Annotated in this window: 20 protein-coding genes; 5 read left to right on the forward strand and 15 right to left on the reverse strand. The window is 68.8% G+C overall.

Annotated features, from left to right (window positions below):
* Window positions 1-35: 35 nt before the first annotated feature.
* The 5 genes from ACLHIH_RS06850 to ACLHIH_RS06870 all read right to left on the reverse strand — a co-directional run bounded on the left by ACLHIH_RS06850 (window position 36) and on the right by ACLHIH_RS06870 (window position 6,917).
* On the reverse strand, window positions 36-1,448 hold the full coding sequence (locus tag ACLHIH_RS06850; protein WP_411315952.1) for an alpha/beta hydrolase: 1,413 nt from the start codon (window positions 1,446-1,448) through the stop codon (window positions 36-38).
* A gap of 154 nt (window positions 1,449-1,602) precedes the next feature.
* Window positions 1,603-3,903 carry an NAD-dependent DNA ligase LigA gene (ligA, locus tag ACLHIH_RS06855; RefSeq protein WP_411315953.1) on the reverse strand — a complete coding sequence of 767 codons (2,301 nt, stop codon included), beginning with the start codon at window positions 3,901-3,903 and terminating at the stop codon, window positions 1,603-1,605.
* Between the two features lie 41 nt (window positions 3,904-3,944).
* Window positions 3,945-5,075, reverse strand: coding sequence for a tRNA 2-thiouridine(34) synthase MnmA (mnmA, locus tag ACLHIH_RS06860; protein WP_411315954.1), 1,131 nt, complete (start codon window positions 5,073-5,075; stop codon window positions 3,945-3,947).
* A gap of 86 nt (window positions 5,076-5,161) precedes the next feature.
* Window positions 5,162-5,767: a hypothetical protein gene (locus tag ACLHIH_RS06865; RefSeq protein WP_411315955.1), complete on the reverse strand. Its 606-nt coding sequence runs from the start codon at window positions 5,765-5,767 to the stop codon at window positions 5,162-5,164.
* Window positions 5,760-6,917, reverse strand: a complete 1,158-nt coding sequence (locus ACLHIH_RS06870; protein WP_411316336.1) for a cysteine desulfurase family protein — start codon at window positions 6,915-6,917, stop codon at window positions 5,760-5,762. The genes ACLHIH_RS06865 and ACLHIH_RS06870 overlap by 8 nt, the downstream gene beginning before the upstream one ends.
* Before the next feature lie 58 nt (window positions 6,918-6,975).
* On the opposite strand from ACLHIH_RS06870, the gene glgX reads away from it, so the two are divergent.
* Complete coding sequence (gene glgX, locus ACLHIH_RS06875; protein ID WP_411315956.1) at window positions 6,976-9,054, forward strand: glycogen debranching protein GlgX; 2,079 nt, start codon at window positions 6,976-6,978, stop codon at window positions 9,052-9,054.
* Window positions 9,055-9,070: 16 nt separating this feature from the next.
* Here the strand turns inward: glgX and ACLHIH_RS06880 are convergent, their stop codons facing one another.
* The 4 genes from ACLHIH_RS06880 to ACLHIH_RS06895 all read right to left on the reverse strand — a co-directional run bounded on the left by ACLHIH_RS06880 (window position 9,071) and on the right by ACLHIH_RS06895 (window position 12,306).
* Complete coding sequence (locus tag ACLHIH_RS06880) at window positions 9,071-9,691, reverse strand: signal peptidase I (protein ID WP_411315957.1); 621 nt, start codon at window positions 9,689-9,691, stop codon at window positions 9,071-9,073.
* A gap of 7 nt (window positions 9,692-9,698) precedes the next feature.
* On the reverse strand, window positions 9,699-10,952 hold the full coding sequence (locus tag ACLHIH_RS06885) for an RICIN domain-containing protein (protein WP_411315958.1): 1,254 nt from the start codon (window positions 10,950-10,952) through the stop codon (window positions 9,699-9,701).
* Entirely contained in the window at window positions 10,952-11,545 is a 594-nt protein-coding gene (locus ACLHIH_RS06890; protein WP_411315959.1) for a hypothetical protein, read from the reverse strand. The genes ACLHIH_RS06885 and ACLHIH_RS06890 overlap by 1 nt, the downstream gene beginning before the upstream one ends.
* Before the next feature lie 206 nt (window positions 11,546-11,751).
* Window positions 11,752-12,306 carry an alternate-type signal peptide domain-containing protein gene (locus ACLHIH_RS06895; RefSeq protein WP_411315960.1) on the reverse strand — a complete coding sequence of 185 codons (555 nt, stop codon included), beginning with the start codon at window positions 12,304-12,306 and terminating at the stop codon, window positions 11,752-11,754.
* 636 nt (window positions 12,307-12,942) lie between these two features.
* On the opposite strand from ACLHIH_RS06895, the gene ACLHIH_RS06900 reads away from it, so the two are divergent.
* Together ACLHIH_RS06900 and glgB are read left to right on the forward strand one after the other, a co-directional pair.
* The gene (locus tag ACLHIH_RS06900) at window positions 12,943-14,922 is read left to right on the forward strand and encodes an alpha-1,4-glucan--maltose-1-phosphate maltosyltransferase (protein ID WP_411316337.1); all 1,980 of its coding nucleotides are present in this window, start codon (window positions 12,943-12,945) and stop codon (window positions 14,920-14,922) included.
* Window positions 14,919-17,129 carry a 1,4-alpha-glucan branching protein GlgB gene (glgB, locus tag ACLHIH_RS06905; protein WP_411315961.1) on the forward strand — a complete coding sequence of 737 codons (2,211 nt, stop codon included), beginning with the start codon at window positions 14,919-14,921 and terminating at the stop codon, window positions 17,127-17,129. The genes ACLHIH_RS06900 and glgB overlap by 4 nt, the downstream gene beginning before the upstream one ends.
* Before the next feature lie 85 nt (window positions 17,130-17,214).
* Here glgB and ACLHIH_RS06910 read toward each other — a convergent pair whose 3' ends face one another.
* Window positions 17,215-18,138 (reverse strand): tetratricopeptide repeat protein, encoded by a 924-nt coding sequence (locus ACLHIH_RS06910; protein WP_411315962.1) that lies wholly within the window; start codon window positions 18,136-18,138, stop codon window positions 17,215-17,217.
* Window positions 18,135-19,928 carry a hypothetical protein gene (locus ACLHIH_RS06915; RefSeq protein ID WP_411315963.1) on the reverse strand — a complete coding sequence of 598 codons (1,794 nt, stop codon included), beginning with the start codon at window positions 19,926-19,928 and terminating at the stop codon, window positions 18,135-18,137. Before ACLHIH_RS06915 ends, ACLHIH_RS06910 begins: the two co-directional genes overlap by 4 nt.
* Before the next feature lie 258 nt (window positions 19,929-20,186).
* On the opposite strand from ACLHIH_RS06915, the gene ACLHIH_RS06920 reads away from it, so the two are divergent.
* Complete coding sequence (locus ACLHIH_RS06920; protein WP_411315964.1) at window positions 20,187-22,136, forward strand: DivIVA domain-containing protein; 1,950 nt, start codon at window positions 20,187-20,189, stop codon at window positions 22,134-22,136.
* A gap of 19 nt (window positions 22,137-22,155) precedes the next feature.
* Entirely contained in the window at window positions 22,156-23,205 is a 1,050-nt protein-coding gene (locus ACLHIH_RS06925; RefSeq protein WP_411315965.1) for an AI-2E family transporter, read from the forward strand.
* 6 nt (window positions 23,206-23,211) lie between these two features.
* Here the strand turns inward: ACLHIH_RS06925 and ACLHIH_RS06930 are convergent, their stop codons facing one another.
* From ACLHIH_RS06930 to ACLHIH_RS06945, 4 genes are all read right to left on the reverse strand, one after another.
* Window positions 23,212-23,922: an alpha/beta hydrolase gene (locus tag ACLHIH_RS06930; RefSeq protein WP_411315966.1), complete on the reverse strand. Its 711-nt coding sequence runs from the start codon at window positions 23,920-23,922 to the stop codon at window positions 23,212-23,214.
* A 28-nt stretch (window positions 23,923-23,950) separates the two neighbouring features.
* Window positions 23,951-24,256 carry a hypothetical protein gene (locus tag ACLHIH_RS06935; RefSeq protein ID WP_411315967.1) on the reverse strand — a complete coding sequence of 102 codons (306 nt, stop codon included), beginning with the start codon at window positions 24,254-24,256 and terminating at the stop codon, window positions 23,951-23,953.
* A 22-nt stretch (window positions 24,257-24,278) separates the two neighbouring features.
* Entirely contained in the window at window positions 24,279-24,974 is a 696-nt protein-coding gene (locus tag ACLHIH_RS06940; RefSeq protein WP_411315968.1) for a lytic transglycosylase domain-containing protein, read from the reverse strand.
* A 76-nt stretch (window positions 24,975-25,050) separates the two neighbouring features.
* Window positions 25,051-25,605 (reverse strand): DivIVA domain-containing protein, encoded by a 555-nt coding sequence (locus ACLHIH_RS06945; RefSeq protein WP_411315969.1) that lies wholly within the window; start codon window positions 25,603-25,605, stop codon window positions 25,051-25,053.
* Window positions 25,606-25,648 lie beyond the last annotated feature (43 nt).

The raw sequence follows: 25,648 nt of genomic DNA on the forward strand, positions 1-25,648 counted from the left end.
CCGGTCCCGGCGTGCCCGACTCGTCACGCGAGCGATCACCCGCTCGCCCGCACCGACCCTTCGCGGCGTCCCGGCACCGGGGTCTCGCCGCGATCATCCGTCACGAGGTCTCCCCTGTCGATGCTCACGAGGGCCATGTTGCGCATCGCGGTCGATCCCGCGTCGAAGTATCCGAGGTGACCGAACGCCGCCGCGGTTGCCTGCCCCGTCACGGGGTCGCGCTGGGCGCCGACGTTCATCGAGCTCGCGCCGAACGAGTCGGAGCCCGGGTCGCTTCCGAAGAAGGCGGTGTGCACGACGGGATCCCACGCGGCTTCGCCGACGAAGACGCTGTCGGACGACATCCCGAGATCGTCGACGGATTGTGCGGCGCCGCCCGGTGACCCGATGATGACGAGCGCATCGGCCTCGACGCTCCCGTCGGCGAGCGCCATGAGCGTCGCCGTCGAACCGTAGGAGTGGGTGTTGAGCGTGATGAAGGGTTCATCACCCGCGCGAGTGACCTCGAGGCCGTCGACGGCGCTACCGATGCGCTTCGCCCCCTCCTCCGCGAGATCGAGCGAGGTGATGTCGAGGATGCCGGGGGTCTCGTAGCCGATCCATGCGACCGTCGCCGCGGTCGCCCCCAGGAGTGCGGGGTCGGTGGCAGACAACCGGTCGATCCACGCCGTCTGCTCGGTGTTGAGATCCTCGGCGATGACCGTCCAATCGACGATGAGGCGATCGGTCGTGAAGAACATCCCCGGAACCATGTAGCTCACGTAATCGGCGCTCTCGAGGTCGCCGACGACGACGGCGGCGCGGCCGGGCCACTCCGTGTCGACCGAGAGCAGGTCACGATCGGGTCCGCTCGAGCTCGGCACGATCGCCATCTCGATCTGCCGGAGCATGTGGAGCTGTTGCGACGCTTCCGCCCGCTCGGTGCGACCGAGACCGTCGAGCAGGCTCTCCACCCGGTCGATCGACTCGGAGAGATGACGGCGGTTCGCGCTGTCTCGAACGCTCGGGGGCACGCCGTCGAGGTTGCCGACGACTTCGGGGGCGCTCTGTAGCAATCGCGCTTGAGCCGAGCGGGGAGCGATCGACCACCAGGTCGCGACACTGCGGGCGGATGGTTGGTTGTCGAGAAGTGCCGCCACCGCGGCGGGCTCGCCCTCGAGGAACGCCTCGATGTCGCGCGACGTCATGAGGGTCAACTGGTCGAGGAGCATGCGCCCCCGCAAGGTCGGGAGCACATCGGCATCGACGCGGGCCGTCACCGTGGCGAGGGTCGACCCCGTGACGCGTGCGAGCTCGGGGCTCGCGGTCGCCGTCGCCGTCGAGTCGGCGGTCGCGAGGACCCGGGATCCGGTGACGCTCGACACCGGGCGTTCAGGCGCGCCGGACACCCCGGTGAGCCCCGTCAGGGCGACCGAGGTCACGAGAATCGCAGCGACATCAATCAGCAAGCGTGGATGGTTCCCTGTTCAGGGCGGCCGCATCCTGGTCAGGGGGCGAACGCGTGGTGTTGATCTGTCCCCCATGATAGGGGGGTCGACACGCCGCGATCCAGGCGAACGGGCAGGCTTAACACACTGTTCGCTTCGGGGGACGACGAACCGGTCAATTCTCCCCGACGTCGTCGCCTGTCGCCTCGAGTGCCGCGGGCCCCTCCGAGACGAGCACGGCGAACTCGGCGGCGTCGATGATCCGCACCCCGAGCGTCTCCGCTTTCGTGAGTTTGGAGCCCGCTCCGGGGCCTGCCGCGACGAAATCGGTCTTCTTGCTCACGCTGCTCGCCGCCTTGCCCCCCGCTGCGATGATCGCCTCGAGCGCCCCCTCTCTCGTGAAGCCCTCGAGGCTCCCGGTCGCGACGACCGTCACTCCGTCGAGCACTCCCCCGACCCCGACCGCGGCGCCCGGCCCCGCGTGCCCGACGATCTCGAGGCGAGCGCCCGCGGCGGCCCACCTGTCGACGATCTCGCCGTGCCAGTCGACGGCGAACCAGTCGATGAGAGCGTCGGCGATGATGCCTCCGACCCCGTCCACCGCAGCGAGCTCGTCGCGCGACGCCGCCCGGATAGCCGCGATCGACCCGAAGTAGGTCGCGAGGGCGCGCGCCGCGACCGGACCGACGTGCCGGATGCTGAGCGCGACGAGAAAACGCCACAGGTCGGCGGTCTTCGCCCGCTCGAGGTTCTCGACGAGCCGCGTCGCGCTCGACGACGGCACGAAGAGGGCGTCACCGCCGAAGCCGGGCGCCGAGGCATCCCACTCGCCGTCGCGTTTCTGCCGACGACGACGGAACGGTGTCTCGCGCTTCGGCTCGCCGTCGTCACCGAGCTTGGGCATCCCCGTCTCGCTGTCACGCACGACGACCCTGATCGGAAAGAGGTCTTCGAGAGCGAGCTCGAAGAGCCCCGCTTCGGTCACGAGGGGAGGCTGCTCCGGATACTCGGGTTGAGTGAGCGCGGCGGCACCGACCTCGCCGAGCCCCTCGATGTCGAGACCACCGCGGCTGCCGACGTGCTCGACGCGACCGCGCACTTGCGCTGGACAGCTGCGCGCGTTGGGGCAGCGCAAGTCGACGTCTCCCTCTTTCGAGGGCGCGAGGGGTGTGCCGCACTCGGGGCAGTCCGTCGGCATCACGAAGGCACGCTCTGACCCGTCGCGCAGCTCGACGACGGGCCCGAGGACCTCGGGAATGACGTCGCCCGCCTTGCGCAAGACGACGGTGTCTCCGATGAGAACACCCTTGGCCTTGACGACGTCCTGGTTGTGGAGGGTCGCCTGACGCACCTCGCTGCCCGCGACGAGCGCCTTCTCCATGACGGCGAAGGGGGTCGCGCGACCGGTGCGCCCGATCGATACGACGATGTCGAGCAGCGTCGTGTGCACCTCTTCGGGCGGATATTTGAACGCGGTCGCCCACCGCGGCGCACGACTCGTCGAGCCGAGCTCGAGGTGCAGGTCGAGATCGTCGACCTTGACGACGATGCCGTCGATCTGGTGCTCGACCCCGCCTCGTGCCGCTCCGAACCGCCGGATGTAGTCGGCGACGGACGCTATGTCGTCGAACACCTCGAAGTGCGTGGAGATCGGAAGACCCCACGTCGCGAGCAGCCCGTAGACCTCCGATTGCGCCGTGACGGGAGTGGTGCTCTCGATCTCGCGCACGGGCCAGGCCCCGATGCCGTGCACGAGCATGCGCAAGCGGCTCAACCTGTCGCGCATGAGCGCGAGCTTCTCCTCGCTCTTGCCCTCCTCCTTCTGACGGAGCGAGCCGCTCGCGGCGTTGCGGGGGTTGGCGAACAGTCGCTCCCCCGCGGCCGCCTGCTTGGCGTTGAGCTCGTCGAACGCCGCCACGGGAAAGAAGATCTCGCCGCGGATCTCGACGAGTTCCGGGTGGTTGTCCCCCTCGAGGTGGAAGGGGATCGAGCCCATGAGCTCGACGTTGCGCGTGACGTCTTCGCCGACGACGCCGTCGCCGCGCGTCGCCGCGGTGACGAGCCGACCGCGCTCGTAGCGGAGGTTGATCGCGAGGCCGTCGATCTTGAGCTCGGTCAGATATCGCACGCGCGACTTGCCCGCGTCGCGCTCGACCTTCGCGGCCCACTCCTCGAGCTCCTCGGTGCTGAAGACGTTGTCGAGGCTCAGCATGCGCTCGGCGTGGGTGACGGGCGCGAAGAGCGTCGTCTCGGCCCGCCCGCCGACGGTCTGCGTGGGGCTGTCTTGGGACTGCAGCTCGGGGTGCTCGAGCTCGAGCTCACCGAGTCGTCGCACCATCCGGTCGTAGTCGTCGTCGGTGACTGTCGACGCATCAGCCCCGTAATAGGCGTCGCGGAGTTCGAGGATGCGCGCGGTCAGGCGCTGCGCTTCGTCTTTGGCCGCGTCGAATGCGTCTGTCGTGCTCGTGTCTGCCACCCGCTCAGTGTACGGACGGCCCCCGACACCGCCCGAGAGGTTCAGACCCCCGCGGGAACGGGAACCGCGCTGACCGTGCGGTCGATCGTGCACTGTCCGAGCACGCGTGTGCCGACGTAGACGACGGCCGTCTGGCCGGGAGAGACCCCGTTGAGGGGCGAGTCGGGCGTGATGACGAGTTCGCCGTCGCGAACGGCCGCCGTCGCGGGCACGGGGTCGGAGTGCGCGCGCACTTGAACCGTGCACGCGAACGCGTCGCCCTCGGCCTCGACGATTCCCGAGGCGACCGGGTCGAGGCCGGCCCAGCTGAATGTCGACCCGGCGACGAGCGCGAGATCGAGGGCCTCTTTCGGGCCCACGACGACCTCGTTCGACGACGGCTTGACCTCGAGCACGAACCGGGGGCGGCCGTCGGCACTCGGCACCCCGAGGTGGAGCCCCTTGCGCTGACCGACGGTGAACGCCGTCGCGCCGTCGTGGCTGCCGACGACGTCGCCGGAGCGATCGCGGATGACACCCTTCTCGGCCCCGACCCGGTCGGCGAGCCACCCGCGGGTGTCGCCGTCGGGGATGAAGCAGATGTCGTGGGAATCGGGCTTGGACGCGACGCTGAAACCGCGCGCGGCGGCCTCGGCACGCACCTCGGCCTTCGACGGCGTCGCTCCGAGCGGGAAGAGACTGTGGTCGAGCTGGTCGGCCGTCAATACCCCGAGAACGTAGGACTGGTCTTTGGCCCAGTCGGCGGCGCGGTGCAACTCGCGATTGCCCGCGGCATCCGTGCGCACACTCGCGTAGTGACCGGTGACGACGGCATCGAAACCGAGGTCGAGCGCCTTCTCGAGGAGGGCCGCGAACTTGATGCGCTCGTTGCACCTCATGCACGGGTTCGGGGTGCGGCCCGCGCTGTACTCGGCGATGAAGTCGTCGACGACGTCGAGCTTGAACCTCTCGGAGAAGTCCCACACGTAATAGGGGATGCCGATGATGTTCGCCGCACGCTGGGCATCCATCGAGTCTTCGATCGTGCAACACCCGCGGCTTCCCGTGCGGAGGGTGCCTGGCATGCGGCTCAGCGCGAGGTGCACGCCGACGACCTCGTGACCGGCATCGACTGCGCGCGCTGCCGCGACCGCCGAATCGACGCCACCACTCATCGCCGCGAGAACTCTCATGAGTCCAGGGTACGCGCGGTCGGCTGGGCGGCCTCACGCGGCGGAGCCCCGCCGGCGGAATCACCCCGCGCGGTCGCTACCGCTGGTCAGCCTTCCGACAGCAGAGGGCTCGCGAGCTGCACCGTGACGACCGATTGGCCCGGCACCGAGAAGTCGGCGCCGACGACGAGGAACCAGGCGCGGTCCGCGTCCTCGCCGCTTGAGAGGGCGGCGAGGTAGCTCTCGTCGGTGTCGGAGACGTCTTCGACGAGCCACCCCTCCCCCTCGAGGGCCGAGACGACATCGCCCGCTTGCCCTGCGGAGTCGACCGTCGGTTGGAGGGTGAGCGTGTGGATGACTCCCCAGTAAGTGCCGCCCGTCGCCGCCTCGACCTCTTGAGACACGAGATCGTCGTTGAGCAGACCCGCGATCGCGACGAGACCCGCGACCCTGTCGGCGACACGTTCGGTCTCCGATTGCGCCGCGACGATCGTCCACGGCTCTCCGCCGTCGGGAAAGACCGGGAGCAGCGGAGACGGCTCCCCGTCGTCGGAATCCCCCGTGCCCTCGGGCACCGGCTGGGTCGTCTGCGTGGGCGAGGGGTCGGCGATCTCGATCTCGTCGGACGTGCACGCAGCGAGACCGAGCGCGACGACCGCGGCGAGCGCCGTCGCGCGAACCGCCGCGGCGACCCGGCGCCCGCGGTCAGCCACGAGAGCCCACCGCACGATCGGCGTATCCCGCGCGACGGGCACGCTCGACCGCGGCCGGGAGGGCGTCGAGCATCGCGTCGACGTCGGCATCCGTCGTCGTGTGGCCGACGGTGATGCGCAGGGCGCCGCGCGCGTCCGCCTCGTCGAGCCCCATGGCGATGAGCACGTGGGATGCCTCGGGGACTCCCGCTTGGCACGCCGACCCCGTGCTCACCGAGACCCCCGCGACGTCGAGGAGGTAGAGCAGTGAATCCCCTTCGCACCCGGGAAAGGTGAAGTGCGCGTTGTTCTCGATGCGATCGTGACGCGACCCGCGCAGGATCGCGCTCGGCACCCGCTCGAGCACCCCGGCGATGACGCGATCGCGCAGGCGGACGAGCGACGCGTGCTCGTGTCGGGCGGCGACGCCGAAGGCGATCGCGGCCGGCGCGTCTTGGGTTCCCGATCGCACGCGACGCTGCTGACCGCCGCCGTGGATGAGCGGCTCGACCGTGGCGGAGCGCGCGAGCACGAGGGCACCGATGCCGAGCGGGCCGCCGATCTTATGCGCAGACACGCTCAGAGCGGCGACGCCCCACTCGGCGAAGTCGATGGGCATGTGGCGGTAGGCCGAGACTGCGTCGACGTGCACGGGCACCCCGTGGGCCGCGGCGAGCGTCGCGACCTCGGCGACCGGTTGGATGGTCCCGACCTCGTTGTTGGCGGCGAGCATCGTCACGAGTGCGACGTCGTCGCCGAGCGCGGCCTCGAGAACGTCGATGCGCACGCGCCCCTCGTCGTCGACGGCGATCCACTCGATCGTCGCACCCTCGTGGGTCTCGAGCCACTCGACCGCGTCGATGGTCGCGTGGTGCTCGCCCCGCGGTACGAGCACTCGGGGCCGTGACCCGTCGGCGTTCCTCGACCAGTACAGACCTTTGACGCCGAGGTTGATCGATTCCGTTCCGCCGGAGGTGAAGACGACCTCGATCGCGTCGGCACCGACGGATGCCGCGACGCGTTCGCGCGCCTCCTCGAGCAGTCGTTTCGCGTTCTGCCCCTGCGAGTGGATGGACGCGGGGTTGCCGACGATGCCGAGCGCCCCCGTGTAGGCCTCGATCGCCTCGCCGAGCATCGGCGTCGTCGCCGCGTGATCGAGGTAGACGGGCATGAGACTCTCCTGGAAGCGCGACGCGGTGGTCGACGGCGGAATCACTACTGTAAGGCGCATGCCTGACACCGAGCCTTCCGCCCCCGCCTCTCAGGACCCGCTGCGCGACCTCGGAGTGACGGCCACCATCGACGGTGGCACGATCCGGGCGTGGTCGGCGACCGCGACGAGCGTCGAGGTGTGTCTGTTCTCCGACAGCGGGGCCGAGCACGTCGCCGAGTGCATCACCCTCGAGCCCGGGCCCGGCTCGGTGTGGAGCGGCTTCTCGCCCGGGCTCGCCGTCGGGGCGACCTACTCTGTCCGCGCCGACGGCCCGAGCGGGCCGACCCACCGCTTCGACCGAGAACGCCACCTGCTCGACCCGTGGTCGCGCGGTGTCGTCGAGTCGCGAGACGGCGGAGTGCGGTCCGTCGTCACCGACGAGGCATTCGACTGGAACGGCGCCCGCAAGCCGGGAACCCCCCTCGATCACACCGTCATCTACGAGATGCACGCCGCGGGGTTCACGAAGCTCAACCCCGCCGTGCCCGCCGAGTTGCGCGGCACCTACGCGGGACTCGCGCACGAGAATTCGATCGCATACCTGCGCGACCTCGGGGTGACCGCCGTCGAACTCCTCCCCGTGCACCGGTTCACGAGCGAGGAGCGCCTCGTGCAGCAGGGACTGCGCAACTACTGGGGATACAACACCCTGAGCTTCTTCTCGCCCCACGCGGACTACGCCTCGCCCGGTGCGAGGCTCTCCGGACCGAGCGCCGTGCTGCGCGAGTTCAAGGGGATGGTCAAGCTGCTGCACGAGGCCGGCATCGAGGTCATCCTCGACGTCGTCTTCAACCACACGGGAGAAGAGGGCCCGAACGGCCCGACCACGAGTTTTCGCGGCCTCGACAACGCCCACTACTACCGGCAGATGCCCGACGGCGACTACATCGATGTCACCGGGTGCGGCAACACCCTCGATTTCTCCCGCGAGATCACGCAGAGGCTCGTGCTCGACTCGCTCCGCTACTGGGCGAACGACGTGCAGATCGACGGCTTCCGTTTCGACCTCGCGCCCGCCCTCGGTCGCGACACCGACGTGCATTTCGACCCCCGGCATCCGCTCCTCACCGCCATCGTCTCCGACCCCACCCTCGCGGGCGTGAAGATGATCGCCGAACCCTGGGACGTCGGCATGGGCGGATGGCAGACGGGCTCGTTCCCGACGGGGTGGTCGGAGTGGAATGACGGATACCGCGACCGGATGCGCGACTTCTGGCTCACCGACATCGCGGCCGAGAGGGCGCACGGCGAGGCGCCGCACGGCATCGGGGGCATGGCGAGACGGCTCGCGGGCTCAGCGCACGCGTTCGCGCACGAGCGGGGGCCGCTCGCATCCGTCAACTTCGTGACCGCGCACGACGGCTTCACCCTCGCCGACCTGACGGCGTACAACCAGAAGCACAACCTCGCGAACGGCGAGGGCAATCGCGACGGCACCGACGACAACCACTCGCACAACCACGGGGTCGAGGGGCCGACCGACGACCCCGCGGTGACCGACGCGCGACGCCTCACGATGCGCAACCTGCTCGGCACCCTCGCGCTCTCGGCCGGTGTGCCGATGCTCACCGCGGGCGACGAGTTCGGGCGCAGCCAGCACGGCAACAACAACGGCTATTGCCACGACGACGACCTCACGTGGCTCTCGTGGGATCACGAACCGTGGCAGCGCGACCTCGCCGAGGTCACGCGGACGCTCTTGAGGCTGCGAAGGGAGAATCCCGCGCTGCGGCCCGTGCGGTTCGGTGTCCTGGGCGAATCGACGCCGTCGGCGACGGAGATGGACTGGTTCGGCTCGGACGGCGCCGCGATGTCGAGTGAGAACTGGGATGCGCCGGGCTCACGCACGCTGCAGTACCTCGCCTCGTCGACCCCGGAGCACGAGGACTTCAACCGCATCCTCCTCGTGGTGCACGGGCGGACGTCGCCGACGACCGTCGTGCTCCCCCGTCACGAGGGCGTGGCGTCGTACCGGTTGCTGTGGGACAGCGCGTGGCCCAGCGACCAGCCGGAGGACGATGAGGGCCGCACGGCATCGCCCGGAGACACTCGCGAGGTGTCGGGCACGTCGATACAGCTGTACCGGGCGGCGTGAGCGGGGCGCGTCGGACTCACTCCGTCGAGCGCGCGCGTTTCGCGACGATGCTCGACCTGATGCCGAGCAGGATCGTGGCCGCGGCGTATCCCAGGAGGGCGATTGCGACGACGGGGATGATGACCGCACGATTCTCCCCGTTGACGACCGAGTTGACGAAGCCGACGTAGGGCACGGAGTACCAGACGCGACCCTGCACCTGCTCCTCGAGGACAGCCTCGGGGTCGGGGTCGGAGTTGTTGTCACCCTGCAGCTGGAACGTGCGCGTTCCGTCGGTCACGGCGGTGATACCGATGATGCGGTGCGTGATCACGGTGGGGTCCCCCGAACGGATCTGGTAGGTCACCACGTCTCCGATGACGAGCTCGTCGGGGTCGACGGGCTCGACGACGATGAGTGTGCCGGGCGGGAGTCCCGGTTCCATCGAGCTCGTGAGGATGGTGAGCGGAGTCGCCCCCGCGAGCTTCGGAACGACGATGAGGATCGCGGCGAGCGCCACGACGAGGGCGAGGAGACCCACGCTCGCGCCGAGACCGATGTAGTGGCCGATTCCGCGCTCACGCGACTCGTCACGCCTGGCTCGCCGCTCGCCTCGCACGGGCGCGGTGTCGTTCGGCGCCTGGGGTGAGTCCGTCATCACTGCCCTAGCGGGGTGTCATCGTGAAGAGCTGGTTGGCCGCACCCGAGCACGGCGCGGTGTTCATCTGCGATCCCGATCCGGTTGACGTCACACACTGATTATTCACCCGGCTGACGATGGTGTACCCACCCGCTGCGGAGACGATAGTGAACGCCTGGTTGGCTCCACCGGTCTGCGACCACAGCTGCATTCCGCGCGAGTTGGTGTTGACGTCCCACACGCGGCTCGTGTTGACGCCCGAGTGCACTCGGAAGGTGCCGTCGTTCAGCTGCACGAACTGGAAGAGCTGCGCGGTCGACGTGGAGCACGACGCGCCGTAGAGCAGCGCTCCGTCGTTGCCGCTCGTCGTCGTCACGCACACGCCCGTCGAGGGGTTGGCGAGACGCATCCAGCGCCCTTCGGTCACGGGGAGGGTCGTGATCGTGACCGTCGACACGGCGGACCAGTTGCCCGCGGCGTCTCGCGCGCGGAGGTCGTAGCGGTAGGTCGTGCCCGCGGTGAGCGACGTGTTGGTGATCTGGTACGACGGAGCGGCCGCGGGGCTACCGGAGTACACGACGACGTTGTCCCGTCGCAGCTCGTAGCCGGTGACGCCCACGTTGTCGGTCGACGCCGCCCACGAGAGGGTCGTCTGGGTGCGCGTGGTCGCGCTCGCCGTGAACGATCCGGGAGCCGAGGGGGCGGCCGAGTCGGTCGACGTCTGGGTCGCGTTCGCCGAGACCGATCTGGTCCACGACCCGAGGGTGGCGGTCATAGTGGCGAGCACTCGCGTCGAATCGGTCGAGAGCCCCGAGGCGGTCGACGCCGTGAGCGACGTGCGCACGCAGTAGACGGCCGTCGCGCCGGCCTTGACGGTCGCCGAGACGGTTGCGCCGCGCTCGAGTTTGGCCGAGGCGGTCGCGGTCGCGGGCACGGGGGCGCTCGCGGTGCACGCGCTCGCGGCCGCGACGGGCCAGGTCTGCGTGTCGACGGCGCGGGCGAGATTGTTTCCCGTCTCGCTCTTGTAGGTCATCGACAGGGTCGACTCGACGCTTCCCGTATTGGTGAGGGTCACGGGCACGGTGCGCGCGAGGGCGCTCGCGGTGTAGGTGTGGGCGAGCGAGGAGAAACCGGATTGGCCGACGCCGACCGCCCCCGTCGCGACGGTTCCGGATGTCGTCGCGGTGCTGCTCCAGTAGGCGTGACTCGCCCCCGTGCCACCGAGAACGGCGAAGACCACGAGACCGGCGATGACCGCGATGCGGCGGGTAGGCCGCATCAGGAACGCACCTGCGTCGCCGAGACGTCCATGCGGAACGTCGCGCTGCTGTTCTGGGTCGACGCCGGCGCGTCGAGGTCGACCGTGACCTTGAGGCACAGAGCCATCGACTGTCCCGGCTGGAGGACGACGGGCGACGCCGAGGTGGTGAAGCCGACGAGGCGACCCGTCATGCCTCCGGTGACGGCGGGAGTGCACGAGGCCGTCGGGACGAGGGTCACGGCGAGTTCGTTCGCGAGAGCGTTGGTCTGCGCGATGATCGTGGTCGTCGCGACGCTCGCCGCGACGGGGGTCGTGCCCGTGTTCTGGAGGGTGAGCGGCGCCGCGACCGACTGGCCGGGACCGATGGTCGAGAGATCGAGGCTCGCGAGGTCGTGGGTCGTCGACCCGTCGATGGTGACGGCGGTCGAACCCGACGAGACGACGGACGCGTCGACCGAGGTGCTCGAGGTCCAGAGCGCGTAGCTCGTGCCCGTCGCGGCGAGGGCGATGACGACCGCGATGAGGACGACGACGACGGCGGCGAGAAGCGCGCGGATCGCGGAGAGACGGGGCCGAGAGGAGATCGCCGTGGTCGCGCGGTGCCTGGCCATGGGATCTCCTCTCGGTGACGCACGAAGCGCCGCATCATTCGGGCGGTGCGGGTCGTGCTCTTCGGGTGCCGCACCGTTCGGGCGGTGCGGGTCGTGCGGGGTGTTGCGTCATCCTCGGGGGGAGGAGGCTCGGTGTCCCGTGAGGGAGGGGATCCGGCCGGTCGCGCTCGGTTCGGGCCGAGCGCGACCGTCGGATCGCGCGCGGATTAGGCGCGGGTCTGCTGCAGCGCGAACTGGATGGCGCTGAGGTCGAGAGTCGCGCCCTGCGCGGTCTCTCCGGTCACATCGGCGGGGAGCTCGACGGTCGCGGTGATCGTCGCGGTCGACGGCGTCGCCGAGTCTGCGGAGATCGTGTAGACGCCGGGGGCGGTCGCCTCGTCGATCGTGTCGCCGGCGACCGCGACGTCGATGTCGACGAACGGGAGCAGGGCGCCGCTGATGCTCGTGGGGACGAGCGTGAGGGTCGCGTCGAGGTTGTCGCCGGTCGCGTCGATCGTGACCGTCTGGACGAACTCGAGTCGGTCACCCGGAACGATGCGGTAGTCCGCGATGTTCGCGATGGCCTCGCCACCGGCGGGTGCGTCGCTCGAGACGTTCTTCCAGGTGCCCGCGGCCGCGGCGTCGATGGTGAGCGTGCCGGCCGAGACGGCACCGACGTTCATGGTCTCGGTCGAGTTCCACAGCGCGAAGGTTCCCGCGCCACCGAGCAGAAGGGCGATTCCGGCAGCTCCGGCGATCGAGCCTTTGACGAGCTTGTTCATGGTGAATCCTTTCGTGGCGCAGGACGGCGCCGCTGATCCGCGCTACGGGCACGCAGCAGCAATCGCCGCGATGCCCGCAGCGTCGCGGTGTTCGGGTGGTGGGGATGTTCGGGTGGTGAGGTCGTGCCGACCGGGGAGAGTGGGTGGCTGCGATCTCAGCGATCTCATGCAAGCGCATCGTTTCCCGATGACTCAACCGTAGAACGGACAGACCGCCCTGTCTATCCACACAAGACCCCCACTACGGGGGCCGGGATGTGCCCCTCGGGCCGCGTGATCAATGTGCGGATATCGTTGATTTTGCGACGCCAATCAACGGATTCTTCGCTTCGAGACGTGGGCAACGAGGCAATCATTCTGTATATGCGTTTGCATACAGCAACGCGACGGGCAATGGGGTACAAAACCATTCGCGCACTAGACAGAGTCGTCTATCGGCGTTCTCTGCGTGCTCGGCAGATCTCGCGACCCTCCACCCGACCGCGGTGCGATCGCGACGTGCTCCCTCCCGGCCGCGCAATCGCCCTATCGCTTTCCCCCGCCGCGGTATAGGGGCACCCTCAAGGTCGGGCGAAGGGCGCGTGCGCCGGGATAAGCGGGTACGGTCGAATGGTGGCCACCTCACTCGAAACGAAGATGGGCCGTATTCCCATCAGACACCTGTCCCCCCAACAGCCCGAGAATCTCTGGCCGGCGAAGGCCTACGTCGGCGAGGTCGTCCCGTTCGCGGCGACGGTCTTCAAAGAGGGCCACGATGTCCTCGGCGTCGACGTCGTTCTGACGACACCTCGCGGCGTCGAGACCGTGCACCGGATGCGCCCGGGCGCGCCGGGAACCGACCGCTGGCACGCGAGCGCGATCGTCGACGAGTCGGGTGAATGGACCTACCGCGTGAGCGCGTGGCTCGACGACTGGGAGACCTGGCTCCACAACGCCGAGATCAAGATCGCGGCGGGAGTCGACGTCGACCTCATGCTCACGATGGGTGCGGAGTTGCTCGCGCGTGCCGCTGCGGCGACCCCCGCTTCGACCGTGCTCGCCGACGCGGCGACTCGCATGGCGAGCGAGAGGCTCCCCGTCGAGGCTCGATTCAGCGTCGCGACGGATGCCCGCGTGGCCGCCGCTCTCGCGACCGCTCCGCTCCGCAGCCTCATCACCGAGAGTGGACCGCGCCCCATCAGGGTGGAGCGCGAGCGCGCCGGGGTGGGCGCCTGGTACGAGTTCTTCCCCCGCTCCGAGGGGGCGAAGCAGAAGAAAGACGGCTCGTGGGTGAGCGGAACCTTCCGCACCGCCGCCAAGCGCCTCCCCGCGATCGCGTCCATGGGCTTCGACGTCGTCTACATCCCCCCGATCCACCCGATCGGCACGACCAATCGCAAGGGACCGAACAACACCCTCACCGCGGGCCCCGGCGATCCGGGATCCCCCTATGGAATCGGCTCGGCCGACGGCGGTCACGATTCCATCCACCCCGAGCTCGGCACCGAGAAGGACCTCGCGTTCTTCGTGCGCGCGTGCAAGCAGAGCGGACTCGAGCTCGCGATCGACATCGCGCTGCAGGCATCCCCCGACCACCCCTGGGTGACCGAGCATCCCGAATGGTTCACGACCCTTCCCGACGGCACGATCGCCTATGCCGAGAACCCGCCGAAGAAGTACCAGGACATCTACCCCCTGAACTTCGACAACGACCCCGAGGGCATCTACCAGGAGATGCTCCGCATCTTCCGGGTCTGGCTCGGCTACGGAATCAAGATCTTCCGCGTCGACAACCCGCACACGAAGCCCCTGCAGTTCTGGGAGCGCCTCATCGCGGAGATCCTCGACGACGACCCCGACGTGATCTTCCTGTCCGAGGCGTTCACCCGCCCCGCGATGATGCGTTCCCTCGCGGGGGTCGGCTTCCAGCAGTCGTACACCTACTTCACGTGGCGCAACACCAAGGTCGAGCTCGAGGAGTACCTCGTCGAGCTGTCGAAAGAGACGAGCGACTACTTGCGCCCCAACCTCTTCGTCAACACCCACGACATCCTCCCGCCCTACCTCCAGTTCGGCGGCCAAGCGGCCTACAAGGTGCGTGCGGCGATCGCCGCGACCGCGTCACCGACCTGGGGCGTGTACTCGGGCTACGAGTTGATGGAGAACATCGCTCGCCCCGGGTCGGAAGAGAACATCGACAACGAGAAATACGAGTTCAAGCAGCGCGACTGGGCGGCAGCCGAGGCCGAAGGGCGCACGCTCGCTCCCTACCTGACCCTCCTCAACCGCATCAGAGCGCAGCATCCGGCTCTCGCCCAACTGCGCAACCTCGACGTGCACTGGAGTGACGACGACTCGATCCTCGTGTTCAGCAAGTTCATCGACGGCGAGTTCACCGCGTCGGGCGAGAGCGACGCGATCATCGTCGTCGCGAACGTCGACCCGCACTCCGTGCGCGAGACGACCGTGCACCTCGACCCGACGAGGTTCGGCGTCGACCCCGCCTCGCTCTTCGACGTCACCGACCTCGTCACCGGCGAGACATTCACGTGGGGCCTCGACAACTTCGTGCGCCTCGACGCCTTCACCGAGCCCGCGCACATCCTGCGCGTCGAATTCCCGAAAGGCACTCCATGACCGGATCGCTCGACCTCACTCCCCCGACACCGTCGGGCGGACCAGCACTCCCCGACCTGCACCCGGGCCTCGTCGCCTCGATCGTCGAGGGCAGACATCCTCGTCCGCACGACACCCTCGGCCAGCACGCCTTCGAGGGCGGCATCGTCATCCGCGCCCTGCGGCCCCTCGCCGAAGGCGTGACGGCGGTGCGGGCCGACGGCTCACGCATCGCGCTCACCCACGTCTCCGACGGGCTGTGGCAGGGCTTCGCCCCGGCACCCGCGTCGGCATACGAGCTCGAGACGTCGTACTCCGACGGACCCGACTGGATAGCGGGCGACCCCTACCGGTTCTCGCCGACCGTCGGCGACCTCGACCTCTACCTCTTCGGCGAGGGGCGCCACGAGCAGATGTGGACCGTCTTCGGTTCTCACCACCGCCCTCACGAGGGTGTCGCGGGAACGTCGTTCAGCGTGTGGGCTCCGCATGCGAAAGCGGCGAGGGTTCTCGGAGACTTCAACGGCTGGCACGGCGTCGGGCACGCCATGCGCCGACTCGACGACAACGGCGTGTGGGAGCTCTTTGTCCCGGGCGTCGAGCCCGGTGCGACCTACAAGTTCGAGCTCCTCACGCAGAGCGAGGAGTGGGTCTCGCGGGCTGACCCGATGGCTCGCTACACCGAGGTGCCCCCCGCGACCGGATCCCGCGTCGGCGTGAGCGACTATGAGTGGAATGACGGCGACTGGCTCGCCGCTCGCGCCGCGAAAGACCCGCACAACTCCGCGATGAGCGTCTACGAGATGCACGTCGGGTCGTGGCGTCCCGGACTCGGATACCGCGAACTCGCCGACGAGCTCATCGACTACGTCATCGACCTCGGGTTCACCCACGTCGAGTTCATGCCGCTCGCCGAGCACCCCTTCGGCGGCTCGTGGGGCTACCAGGTCACCGGCTACTTCGCCCCGACGAGCCGCTTCGGCCACCCCGACGACCTCCGTTATCTCATCGACCGCCTGCACCAGGCGGGCATCGGCGTGATCATGGACTGGGTTCCCGGCCACTTCCCCAAAGACGAGTGGGCCCTCGGCCGATTCGACGGCGAAGCGGTCTACGAGCACTCCGACCCCCGCCGGGGCGAGCAGATGGACTGGGGAACCTACATCTTCAACTTCGGCGACTCCCAGGTGCGCAACTTCCTCGTCGCGAACGCGCTCTACTGGATCGAAGAGTTCCACATCGACGGGCTCCGCGTCGACGCCGTCGCGTCGATCCTCTACCTCGACTACTCGCGCGAGGCGGACGAGTGGCTCCCCAACGTCTACGGCGGCCGGGAGAACCTCGAGGCGATCAGCTTCCTCCAGGAGGTCAACGCGACGACCTACCGGCGCAACCCCGGCGTCATCGTCATCGCCGAAGAGTCGACCGCGTGGCCGGGCGTCACGAAGCCGACATCCGTGAGCGGTCTCGGGTTCGGCCTCAAGTGGAACATGGGCTGGATGCACGACACGCTCTCGTACATGCAGACCGACCCGATGTACCGGGCCTATCACCACAACGAGATCACCTTCAGCATGGTGTATCAGTACACCGAGAACTTCCTCCTGCCGATCAGTCACGACGAGGTCGTGCACGGCAAGGGGTCGCTGCTCGCGAAGATGCCGGGCGACCAGTGGCAGAAGCTCGCGAACCTGCGGGCCTACCTCTCGTTCATGTGGGCGCACCCCGGCAAGCAATTGCTCTTCATGGGCCAGGAGTTCGGTCAGCCGTCCGAGTGGTCGGAGGAGCGGGGTCTCGACTGGTGGATCCTCGACCAGCCCGTGCACCGCGGACTCCAGCGCCTCGTCGCCGAGCTCAACCGCGTCTACCGCGATGAGGCCGCTCTGTGGGAGCAGGACAACGCCGAGACGGGGTTCGAGTGGATCGACGGTGGTGCCGCCGACCAGAACGTCGTCTCGTTCCTCCGGTGGTCGTCCGACGGTCAACCGATCGCCGTCGTGATGAACTTCTCGGGTGCGCCCGTGGGCCCCTATCGACTGGCTCTCCCGTTCGCCGGGGTGTGGGAAGAAGTGGTCAACACCGACGCCGAGCAGTTCGGAGGCTCGGGGGTCGGCAACTTCGGCACCGTCACGGCGACCGACGTGCCGTGGGCCGGTCGCCCCGCGAGCGCCGATCTGACTCTGCCTCCCCTCGCGGGGCTGTGGCTCAAGCTCCGACGCGAGCCCTGAGGCACGAGACTCGGGAACGACGAAGCCCGGGAGTCGACATGACTCCCGGGCTTCGTCGTGCTCGTACTGACGTCGTGGCGGGTGCTCAGTAGAGCAGCATCGTGAGGCGGCGCCTCGCGGCTGTGACCCGCGGGTCGTCGGCACCCGCGATCTCGAAGAAGTCGAGCAATCGGGTGCGCACGGCGTTCTTGCCCGCAGCGTCGAGATCCGGGAAGAGCGAGAGCAGCCTGTCGAACGCGTCGTCGAGGTGACCGCCCGAGACGTCGAGGTCGGCGACCGCGAGCTGGGCATCGACGTCACCGGGAGCGGATGCCGCGGCAGACCGGATGCTCTCGGCCGACTGCGAGCCCAGGCGGTGCAGGAGCGACACTTGCGCGAGCCCCGCGACGGCGAGCTGATCGCGCGGGTCTTGCGCGATCGCCGTGCGATACGCCGCGATCGCCGCGGAGTAGTCACCGCGGTCGATCGCGTCGTAGGCCTCCTGGTGGTGAGGCGGGAGGGGCTCCTCGACGGGCTCCGCGGCGTCGTTCTCGTCGGGAGCGGGAACCGTTCCGGTCACCCCGTTCTGCGCGGCGAGGGTCAGGACCTGGTCGAACACGCTGCGTGCCTCGGCCTCGGGGAGCTCCCCCTCGAAGAGCGAGAGCGGGCGTCCGCCCACGACGGCGGCGACGGTCGGGGCGACCTGGGCCTGGAACGCCTGCTGCAGCTGCGGGTTCGCCGTCGCATCCACGCGCACGAGCACGAGACGCCCCGCGAACGACGTGACGAGCGTCGAGAGGGATTCACTCGGGGCGCCCGCGTAGAGCTCGACGATGACGGGCACCGTCTTCGAGAGCTCGAGAACGCTCGTGAAGCTCGCGTCCGAGCCCTCGACGACGAGCTGCTGACCCGAGGGCGCCGCCGTGCCACCCGCCGGGGCCGGCGCCGCGGAGCCCGCGGGCGGGCGGACGAGAGATGAGAGGTCGACGGCGCCGCGGAGGCTCGCGGCAGACGGCGGGACGTTGGTCATGGAATCTCCTGTGCGCTGATGAGGCCTTGACTGAAACCGAGAAGAACGATCTTCTCGTCACTGCCGACCGGGGGGACGGAGAACAGCAATTGGTCACCGTAGGTCGCGGTGACGCCCGTCTCCGAGCCGGTCACTCCCGAGAGCGTCTTGGTCGCGCCCTCGGGGTTGATCGTCGCGCCGTCCTCGACGGGGGTGACCGTCTCGGTCTCGGTCACGTAGACCGACACGAGGGCGCCGGACTCGTTGGTCGCGAGGGCGATGGTCTCGGCGTCGCCCGCCTCGACCGAGAACTCGATGGCGGCATCCTCGTCGAGAGCCTCCTCGCGCGCCTCGCGCGCCTCGACACCGACGTTGGCGACGAACCCGTCGTTCTCGACGTCGAAGAGGTCGAACGAGTCACTGTCGGCACCGGAGTTGAGAACGTCGATGTAGGCGGGGAGCAACTCACCTGGGGCGAGCGAGAGCAATCGCGATTCGGGGCCGAGTCGCGGCGCACCGACCCCCTCGGGGGCGAGCGGCGGGATGACGACGTCGGGCTCGAGAGTCACGGCGTAGTGCACCTTGTACATCGAGCGCGGGGTCTCCTGGATGAGCGTGAGCGCGATCGGCGCGGCGTTCTCGTCATCGTCGGCTCCCGAGACGACGGCGAAAGCCGTTCTCGGCCAGGCATCCGCGTCGCGGGGAAGCTGCTGGGGAAGGCTCACCTCGACGGGGCCCGAGGGGATCACGGGAAGAGCGGCGAACGAGCTGTCGTCGGAGCGGATCTCGTAGTTGCTCGCGCGGAGCTCGAGCGCGGGTCCGGCGAATCGCTCGGCGAGCTCGTCGGCGTCGAGCGAGGCGTCGGCGTTCTCCGCGACCTCCGAGACGTCGCGCACGATCGACTCGATCTGCCCGACCGTCACGGTCGGCGGCTGGATCTCCTCGACGGTCACCGCTGACGGTGACGGGCTCGCGGAGGGCGACGGAAGCAGATCCTCGGCATTGAAGTCGTCGAAGAGGTCGGTCGAGCATCCCCCGAGAGCGAGCGAACCGATGAGCACGGTCGGAAGCACGACGGTCATGCGGCGGATCGATCTGCGCCCCTTCGTCTGCGTGACCGCCTTCGGCTTGCGCACGCGGTAGCTCTTCTGTCTCGGGAGCTTCGGCATGCGCGGTTGCTTCGGCGGGGCGATGCTCTTGCGTCGCGGGCCACGGGATCGACGCTGGTGCAGGAGGGCCCACAGCAGGAAGACGAGCGCGAGGAGGAGCATGAAGGCTCCCGCGAGGATGAGGGGACCGGCCCACGGCGTGCGATTGTCGAGCGGCCAGGTGATCGAGACATCCGTCGGGGCGGGGGCGACGCCGTCGGAGACGACGAGGAGCGAGAGCTCGTCGTTGAGGCTCATCTGCATGTCGAGGGATCCCTCCCCCTCGTACTCGCGCAACCACAGGTCCGAACCGGCGGGAGACGGGACCTCGATCTCCTCCCCCTCGACAACCGACGATTCGAGCGACTGGGTCTCGGCGTCGAACGCCACGGTGTTGTAGGAGGTGTCGCCGATCCACGCGAGCACGTCGCCGGTGCGGCCGTAGGAGGCGAAGACGGTGTCCGACCCGGCGAGAGCGACAGACTGGCGCCCCTCGAGGGCGTCGAGGGTCGCCCCGTCGATGACGGTGACGGTTGCGTCTCCCGTCGTCTGCACCGAGGCGGTGAGCGAGTCGGGGTCGGCGAGCACGGTGCGCTGAGCGACCCCGTAGCCCGCGAGCACGACCGCGATGACGAGGCTCACGATGGCCAGAACAAAACGCACGGATTACTCCTCTCGTGTTGCCGAACCCGCACAGCGGAACCCCGGTCCGCTCATCGAAGCACGCGTCGCGCGCGGAGCGGTGGGGGGTCGATCCGGCCGATGACGACCGGAAGGCAACAGGCAAAGACAGTCAAGAATAGCCGAAGACGCGCGAACGGTAGCCGAGGGTTCGCTGACCGGGCAACGAAAACGCCGCCGTCGCTACACTCGTGACTGATTCGACGGCACCCGGGTCGAGCCGAACTGCAAGGAGATACCGTGGCGAGCGACGACGAGACTTTCACGACCGCGATGCGCGGATACAACCGCGACGAGGTCGACAAGGCGCTCGGCGATCTGCGCCGAGAGCTCATCAAGGCCAACAGCGACAAGGCCGAGGCGGTCACCGAGGTCAAGCGACTGCAGGGTTCGGTGAGCCAGCTCGAAGCGGAGATCGAGGAGAACGGCGCCCCCACATACAGCGGTCTCGGCACGAAGCTCGAGAACATGCTCCGGGTCGCCGAGGAGCAGTCGACTCGGCTCATCGGTCAAGCGGATGTCGATGCCGAACGCATGCGGACGAGCGTGCAGAACGAGGTGCACTCCCTGCGCGTCGAGGCGATGGAATCGTCGGAGGCGTTCGTCGCCCGCGCCGAGGAGCGCGCCGCGGCGATCATCGACGACGCCGAGAACGAGGCGCAGCACACGCTCGAGCGCGCCGCCGCCGAGGCACAGCGGCTGACCGACGACGCTGTGCGCGAGGCCGCCGCCATCCGCGGAGCGGTTGCGACGGAAGCCGCAGAATCGAGAACGACCGTGCGACGCGAGGTCGCCACCGTTCGCGCCGACGCCGACAGGGATGCCGCAGAGATCCGCGCCGTCGCGGCACGCGAGACGAGCGAGGCTCGCGAGCACGCTGCGGCCCTCGCACGCGACACCGCGAAGGGCAGGGCGGAGTTCGAGAGCATCGACGCGAAGCGCCGGGGTGACCTCGACCGCGAGGTCGAGCAGAAGACCACCGACCTCACCCGGCACGTCGAGACCACGACGGCCGAGCTCGAAGCGACCGTCGCTCGCGTGACGGCGGAGCTCGCTCGCGAGGTCGAGGCGACGCGAGCGGACATCGACGCCGACGTGACCGAGACGCGCGCCGCGCTCGAACTCGAGACGACGACGAGGCGTACGGAACTCGACCGCGACGAGACGACGACGCGAGCGACGCTCGAGCGGGAGACGGCCGATGCGTGGGCGGCTCTCGCCGCGGCGAAGGCCGATCAGGAGGCCGAACTCGCTCGCGAGATCGACGAGGGCCGCGCCGCTCTCGCGCGCGAGATGGAGGACGCACACGCGAGGCTCGCCGCCGAGACGGAGCAGCAGCGCACCGCACTCGAGCGCGACATCCTCGACGGCAGAGCGGCGCTCGATCGCGAGGTCACCGACCGACGGGCCGAACTCGACCGAGAACTCGAGGCCAAGCGAGTTGAGCTCGACGCCCGCACGACTGCGGCCTACGCGGTGCTCGACGAGACCACGACCGCGACCACGACGCGTGTCGACGCCGAAGCCGAGAAGGCTCGCGCCGAACTCGCGGCCGAGATCGCGACGGCCAGAGCGACCCTCGAGGCCGACACCGCCACCGCGCGGGCCCAGCTCGAGCACGACATCGATCAGCAGCGAGCGGATGTCGCACGCGAGGTCGCTCAGGAGCGCGCCGACCTGCGGCGCGAGGCAGACGAGACCCGCGCCGCTCTCGCGTTCGAACTCGACGAGACGCGCACTCGCATCGTCGCCGACACCGACCAGGCGAGGATCGACCTCGACGTCGAGTTGACCGCGAGGCGAGGCGAGGCGGAGCAGGAGTTCCTCGCGAAGCACCAGGAGGCCGTCGCCCAGCTCTCGAAGTTCCAGGACGAAGCGGACCGCCAGCTCGCCGAGACCACCGCGCGCGTGGCCGACCAGCGCGCCGAAGCCGACGAGCTCGAACGGGAGTCCCGCGAGAGGGCGGCGGCGGCGCGGGCCGAGGCCGACGCCACGGCGAACGAGGTCATCTCGACGGCCGAGGCGCGAGCACGCGCGATGATCTCGGAGGCGGAGACGCGCGCGCAGGCGCTCGTGTCCGACGCGGAAGAGCGACTGGCCAAGATTAGGATTGAGCGCGAAGCGGTCGCCGGCTACTTCCAGGGGCTCCGCGGCATGTTGAATCACGCGGAAGAAGCCTCCGCCGACTGAGCGGAAATCGAGGGGCCCCGTGAAGATCCACAACGCGTTCCGATTCGGTCTATTCGGTGCACTCGGCGTGCTCGTGGCAGTCGCGATCGGGGCGGCCATCACGTCGCTCGCGACGATCCTCACCTACATCGGTGCGGCCATCTTCCTCGCCCTCGGATTCGATCCATTCGTCACGTGGCTCGAGAAGAAGGGCATCAGGCGGCCGTTCGCAATCCTCATCGTTCTCGTCGGCGTGCTCTCGGTGGTCGCGGGACTCGTCCTCGCCATCGTCCCCGTGATCGTCGATCAGGTCGACACCCTCATCGTGCAGGTGCCCATCCTCATCGCGGGCATCGAAGACGAGTCGCTCATCGACGAGGTCAAGCAGAATTTCCCGTGGCTCGACGTGGACCTCGTGCTCAACGAGATCACGAGCGCCGTGCAGGATCCGCAGTTCATCGGAAACCTCGGCGGCGGAGTGCTGCAGGCGGGCATCACGATCGCGACAGGAGTCACGGGCGCGCTCATCGTGATCATCCTGATGCTCTACTTCATCGCCTCGCTCGCCAACCTCAAGCGCGGCATCTACACGCTCGTGCCGGCGTCGAAGCGACCGGCGTTCATCGACATCACGGAGCAGATCAGCGCCTCGGTCGGTCGCTACGTGGTCGGCCAGGGCACCCTCGCCCTCGTGAACGGTGTGCTGTCGTTCATCGTTCTCACGTTCGTGATCAGGGTCGAGTACTCCGCGCTCCTCGCCTTCATCGCGTTCCTCGGATCCCTCATCCCGCTCGTCGGAACCATCACGGCCTCCATCACGATCACCCTCGCGGTGTGGCTCTTCAACGGAACCCCCGAGGTCTTCTATGTCGCCGGGTACTACCTCGTCTACATGCAGATCGAGGCATACGTGCTCAATCCGCGCATCATGACCCAGGCCGTGCAGGTGCCCGGCGTCATCGTCGTCATCGCGGCTCTCTCCGGCGGAACCCTGCTCGGCATCCTCGGGGCGCTCGTGGCCATCCCCGTCGCGGCCTCGATCCAGCTCGTCATCCGGCAGGTCGTCGTGCCACGGCAGAACGAGCTTTAGTCAGCCCTAGTCGTTCCACTCCTCGGGCAGCGGGAGCACACCGGGGTTCAGTCGCGCGACGATCTCGGTGAGCACGCGCCTCGTCTGATTCTCGCCGACCCACAGGTGTTTGCCCTCCTCGACCGCCACGATCTCGGCGTCGGGGATGCTCGCGAAGCGTTCGATGGCTGCCTCGGGACGCAGATAGTCGTCGAGTTCGGGGATGAGCGCGACGACCCTCTTGCCACTGTCGGCCCACGCGGCGACCTCCGCGTCGGACGTGCGGTGCAGCGGGGGCGAGAGCAGGATGACTCCCTCGACGTCGGCGGAGCGCCCGTGCTTGAGAGCGACCTCCGTTCCGAATGACCAGCCGACGAGCCATGCAGCGGGGAGACCCCGGGCGGCGACGAAGTCGAGTGCGGCTGCGAGGTCGTGCTGTTCGGCGATGCCCTCGCCGAACTCCCCCTCGGAGGTTCCGCGGGGAGACGTCACCCCCCGGAAGTTGAATCGGAGCACCGCGATGTCGGCGAGGGCCGGGAGCCGCGCTGCTGCCTTGCGGATGATGTGGGAGTCCATGAAGCCGCCCGCGGTCGGCAACGGATGCAGGGCGACGATCGTGGCGACGGGCTCCGCGCTCTCCGGCAGAGCGAGCTCTCCGACGAGAGTCAGCCCGTCGGCCGTCGTGAGTTCGATGTCTTCTCGACGCGCCGGTAGCACGACAGAACTCTTGATCTCCACGGGGTCTTCTCTCTCGTTGTCGCGGACCCTAGGAGATCCGCCAGCAGTGCGTGTGCCAGTGACGGCGCGCGGCGAGGTCGTCGGCTTCGCCCATGAGTCCGTCGGCGCGCCAGACGACGACGTGCGCCGTTCCCGGTGTCACCGCGAGCGAGCACCCCGGGCACACGTAGGTCTTGGTCGATGCGGGAACCTGCTGCACGGTGAAGGAGCGACCGCGCTTGGACTCGACGGTCGCGCGACCGCGCAATGCGTTCGCGATGTCGTACTCCTCATCGCTCGCGCCGCCCCCGTTGCCGCGACCTCGCGCTGAGCGAGGGCGGTTGCTGCGGGGCATCCGTCCAGTGTACGGCGGAGGGTCAGTACCAGCCCTGGGCCTGGCTCGCACCCCACGCACCGCACGGGCTTCCGTAGCGATCCGCGATGTACCCGAGACCCCAGGTGATCTGAGTCGCAGGGTTCGTCGCCCAGTCGCCGCCGGCCGACGCCATCTTGTTGCCGGGGAGGGACTGCGGAATGCCGTAGGCACCGCTGCTCGGGTTGGCGGCGAAGGTGTTCCAGCCCGACTCCTTGTTCCACAGCGAGACGAGGCAGGAGAATTCGCCTTCACCCCATCCGCGGGCGAGAACCATGTCGTGGGCTATCGCCTGCGCGGACCCGGGATCGGGCGTGCCAGCGACGGGAGCGGTCGCAGGAGCCTCCGGCTCGGCAGACACGACGTCGTCGCTCTCGGCCTCTTCGGGAGCAGCAGCGACCTCGACGGGCTCGGGCTTGCCGGTGACGCCGTAGGAGTCGCGCGACACCGTCGCGGTCTCGACCGTGCCGACAGCGAGGTTCTGAGTCGTTCCCTGCTCGATCTGCGCCATGACCGCGGCCGCGGCGGCGTCGTTCTGCGACATCGGCGAGGTGACCGAGACGAGCACGAACGCGAGGGCCGCGAAGGAGGCGAACATCGGGAGGGTCGTTCCGCGCCGACGCATCTTTCGTCGTTGAGCGGAGTCTCCTGCGGTCGAGAGCGACGGCGTGGAGAACACGAGATCAGTGTGACGGGCCATATTTATAACATTTTAGACCATAGTGTCGGATTCGCCGCATCGAGACCGCTTCCGGTGCCCCGGAAGGTCGGTCACGTCACGCGCGAACCGAGAGCATGACGTCGACCACGGCGTCGAGGACCATGTCGACCTGGGCCTCGCGGTAGCCGTGTCGCACCGACCGGAACGCGACGGTGCGCACGTCGTCGACGGTCACGCTCGCGCCGTCTTGGAAGTACCTCGTGAGACGCTCGGCGAACGCATCGACGTCGCGCACGTCGTATCCCGTCGTCAACCGACCGGCGCGATCGAACTTCGCCCCCTCGGGTCGGGCCAGTCGATCGAGGATCTCCTGTGCGCGCTCCCGAGCGCGCGAGAACCACTCCTCGTCTCCGAGCGCCTGCACGGCGGCCTCGCGCTCACGCACGGCGAACGCATCCTCGAGCCTCTCGAGGGCGGCATCGACGCTCGCGGGCGAGTAGCCGCCTTTCTGCATCGCGAACGCCGTGTTGCGGATGCTCGCGGCGGTCACGACCGTGAGCTCACCGGGCTCGGCCCCGTAGGCGCGTCGAGCATCCTCGAGGAAGTCCTCGACCTGCTCGACGTCGTAACCGAGAACGGATCGACGGGTGCGGGGGAATGTTGTGCTCACGCAGACATTCTGCCGCACGCCCCGACGAGGGCCGTAACCCCGC

Origin of the sequence: Marisediminicola sp. LYQ134 (assembly GCF_046599635.1) — a bacterium.
Lineage (GTDB): Bacteria > Actinomycetota > Actinomycetes > Actinomycetales > Microbacteriaceae > Marisediminicola.

Coding starts and splice junctions, on each gene's coding strand:
- ACLHIH_RS06870 (WP_411316336.1), bottom strand. CDS start 6,917: ATGCCCGTCTACCTCGATCACGCGGCGACGACGCCGATGCTCGGCGAG.
- glgX (WP_411315956.1), top strand. CDS start 6,976: ATGCCTGACACCGAGCCTTCCGCCCCCGCCTCTCAGGACCCGCTGCGC.
- ACLHIH_RS06885 (WP_411315958.1), bottom strand. CDS start 10,952: ATGCGGCCTACCCGCCGCATCGCGGTCATCGCCGGTCTCGTGGTCTTC.
- glgB (WP_411315961.1), top strand. CDS start 14,919: ATGACCGGATCGCTCGACCTCACTCCCCCGACACCGTCGGGCGGACCA.
- ACLHIH_RS06940 (WP_411315968.1), bottom strand. CDS start 24,974: ATGGCCCGTCACACTGATCTCGTGTTCTCCACGCCGTCGCTCTCGACC.
- ACLHIH_RS06900 (WP_411316337.1), top strand. CDS start 12,943: ATGGGCCGTATTCCCATCAGACACCTGTCCCCCCAACAGCCCGAGAAT.
- ACLHIH_RS06890 (WP_411315959.1), bottom strand. CDS start 11,545: ATGGCCAGGCACCGCGCGACCACGGCGATCTCCTCTCGGCCCCGTCTC.
- ACLHIH_RS06880 (WP_411315957.1), bottom strand. CDS start 9,691: ATGACGGACTCACCCCAGGCGCCGAACGACACCGCGCCCGTGCGAGGC.
- mnmA (WP_411315954.1), bottom strand. CDS start 5,075: ATGAGAGTTCTCGCGGCGATGAGTGGTGGCGTCGATTCGGCGGTCGCG.
- ACLHIH_RS06935 (WP_411315967.1), bottom strand. CDS start 24,256: ATGCCCCGCAGCAACCGCCCTCGCTCAGCGCGAGGTCGCGGCAACGGG.
- ACLHIH_RS06910 (WP_411315962.1), bottom strand. CDS start 18,138: ATGACCAACGTCCCGCCGTCTGCCGCGAGCCTCCGCGGCGCCGTCGAC.
- ACLHIH_RS06895 (WP_411315960.1), bottom strand. CDS start 12,306: ATGAACAAGCTCGTCAAAGGCTCGATCGCCGGAGCTGCCGGAATCGCC.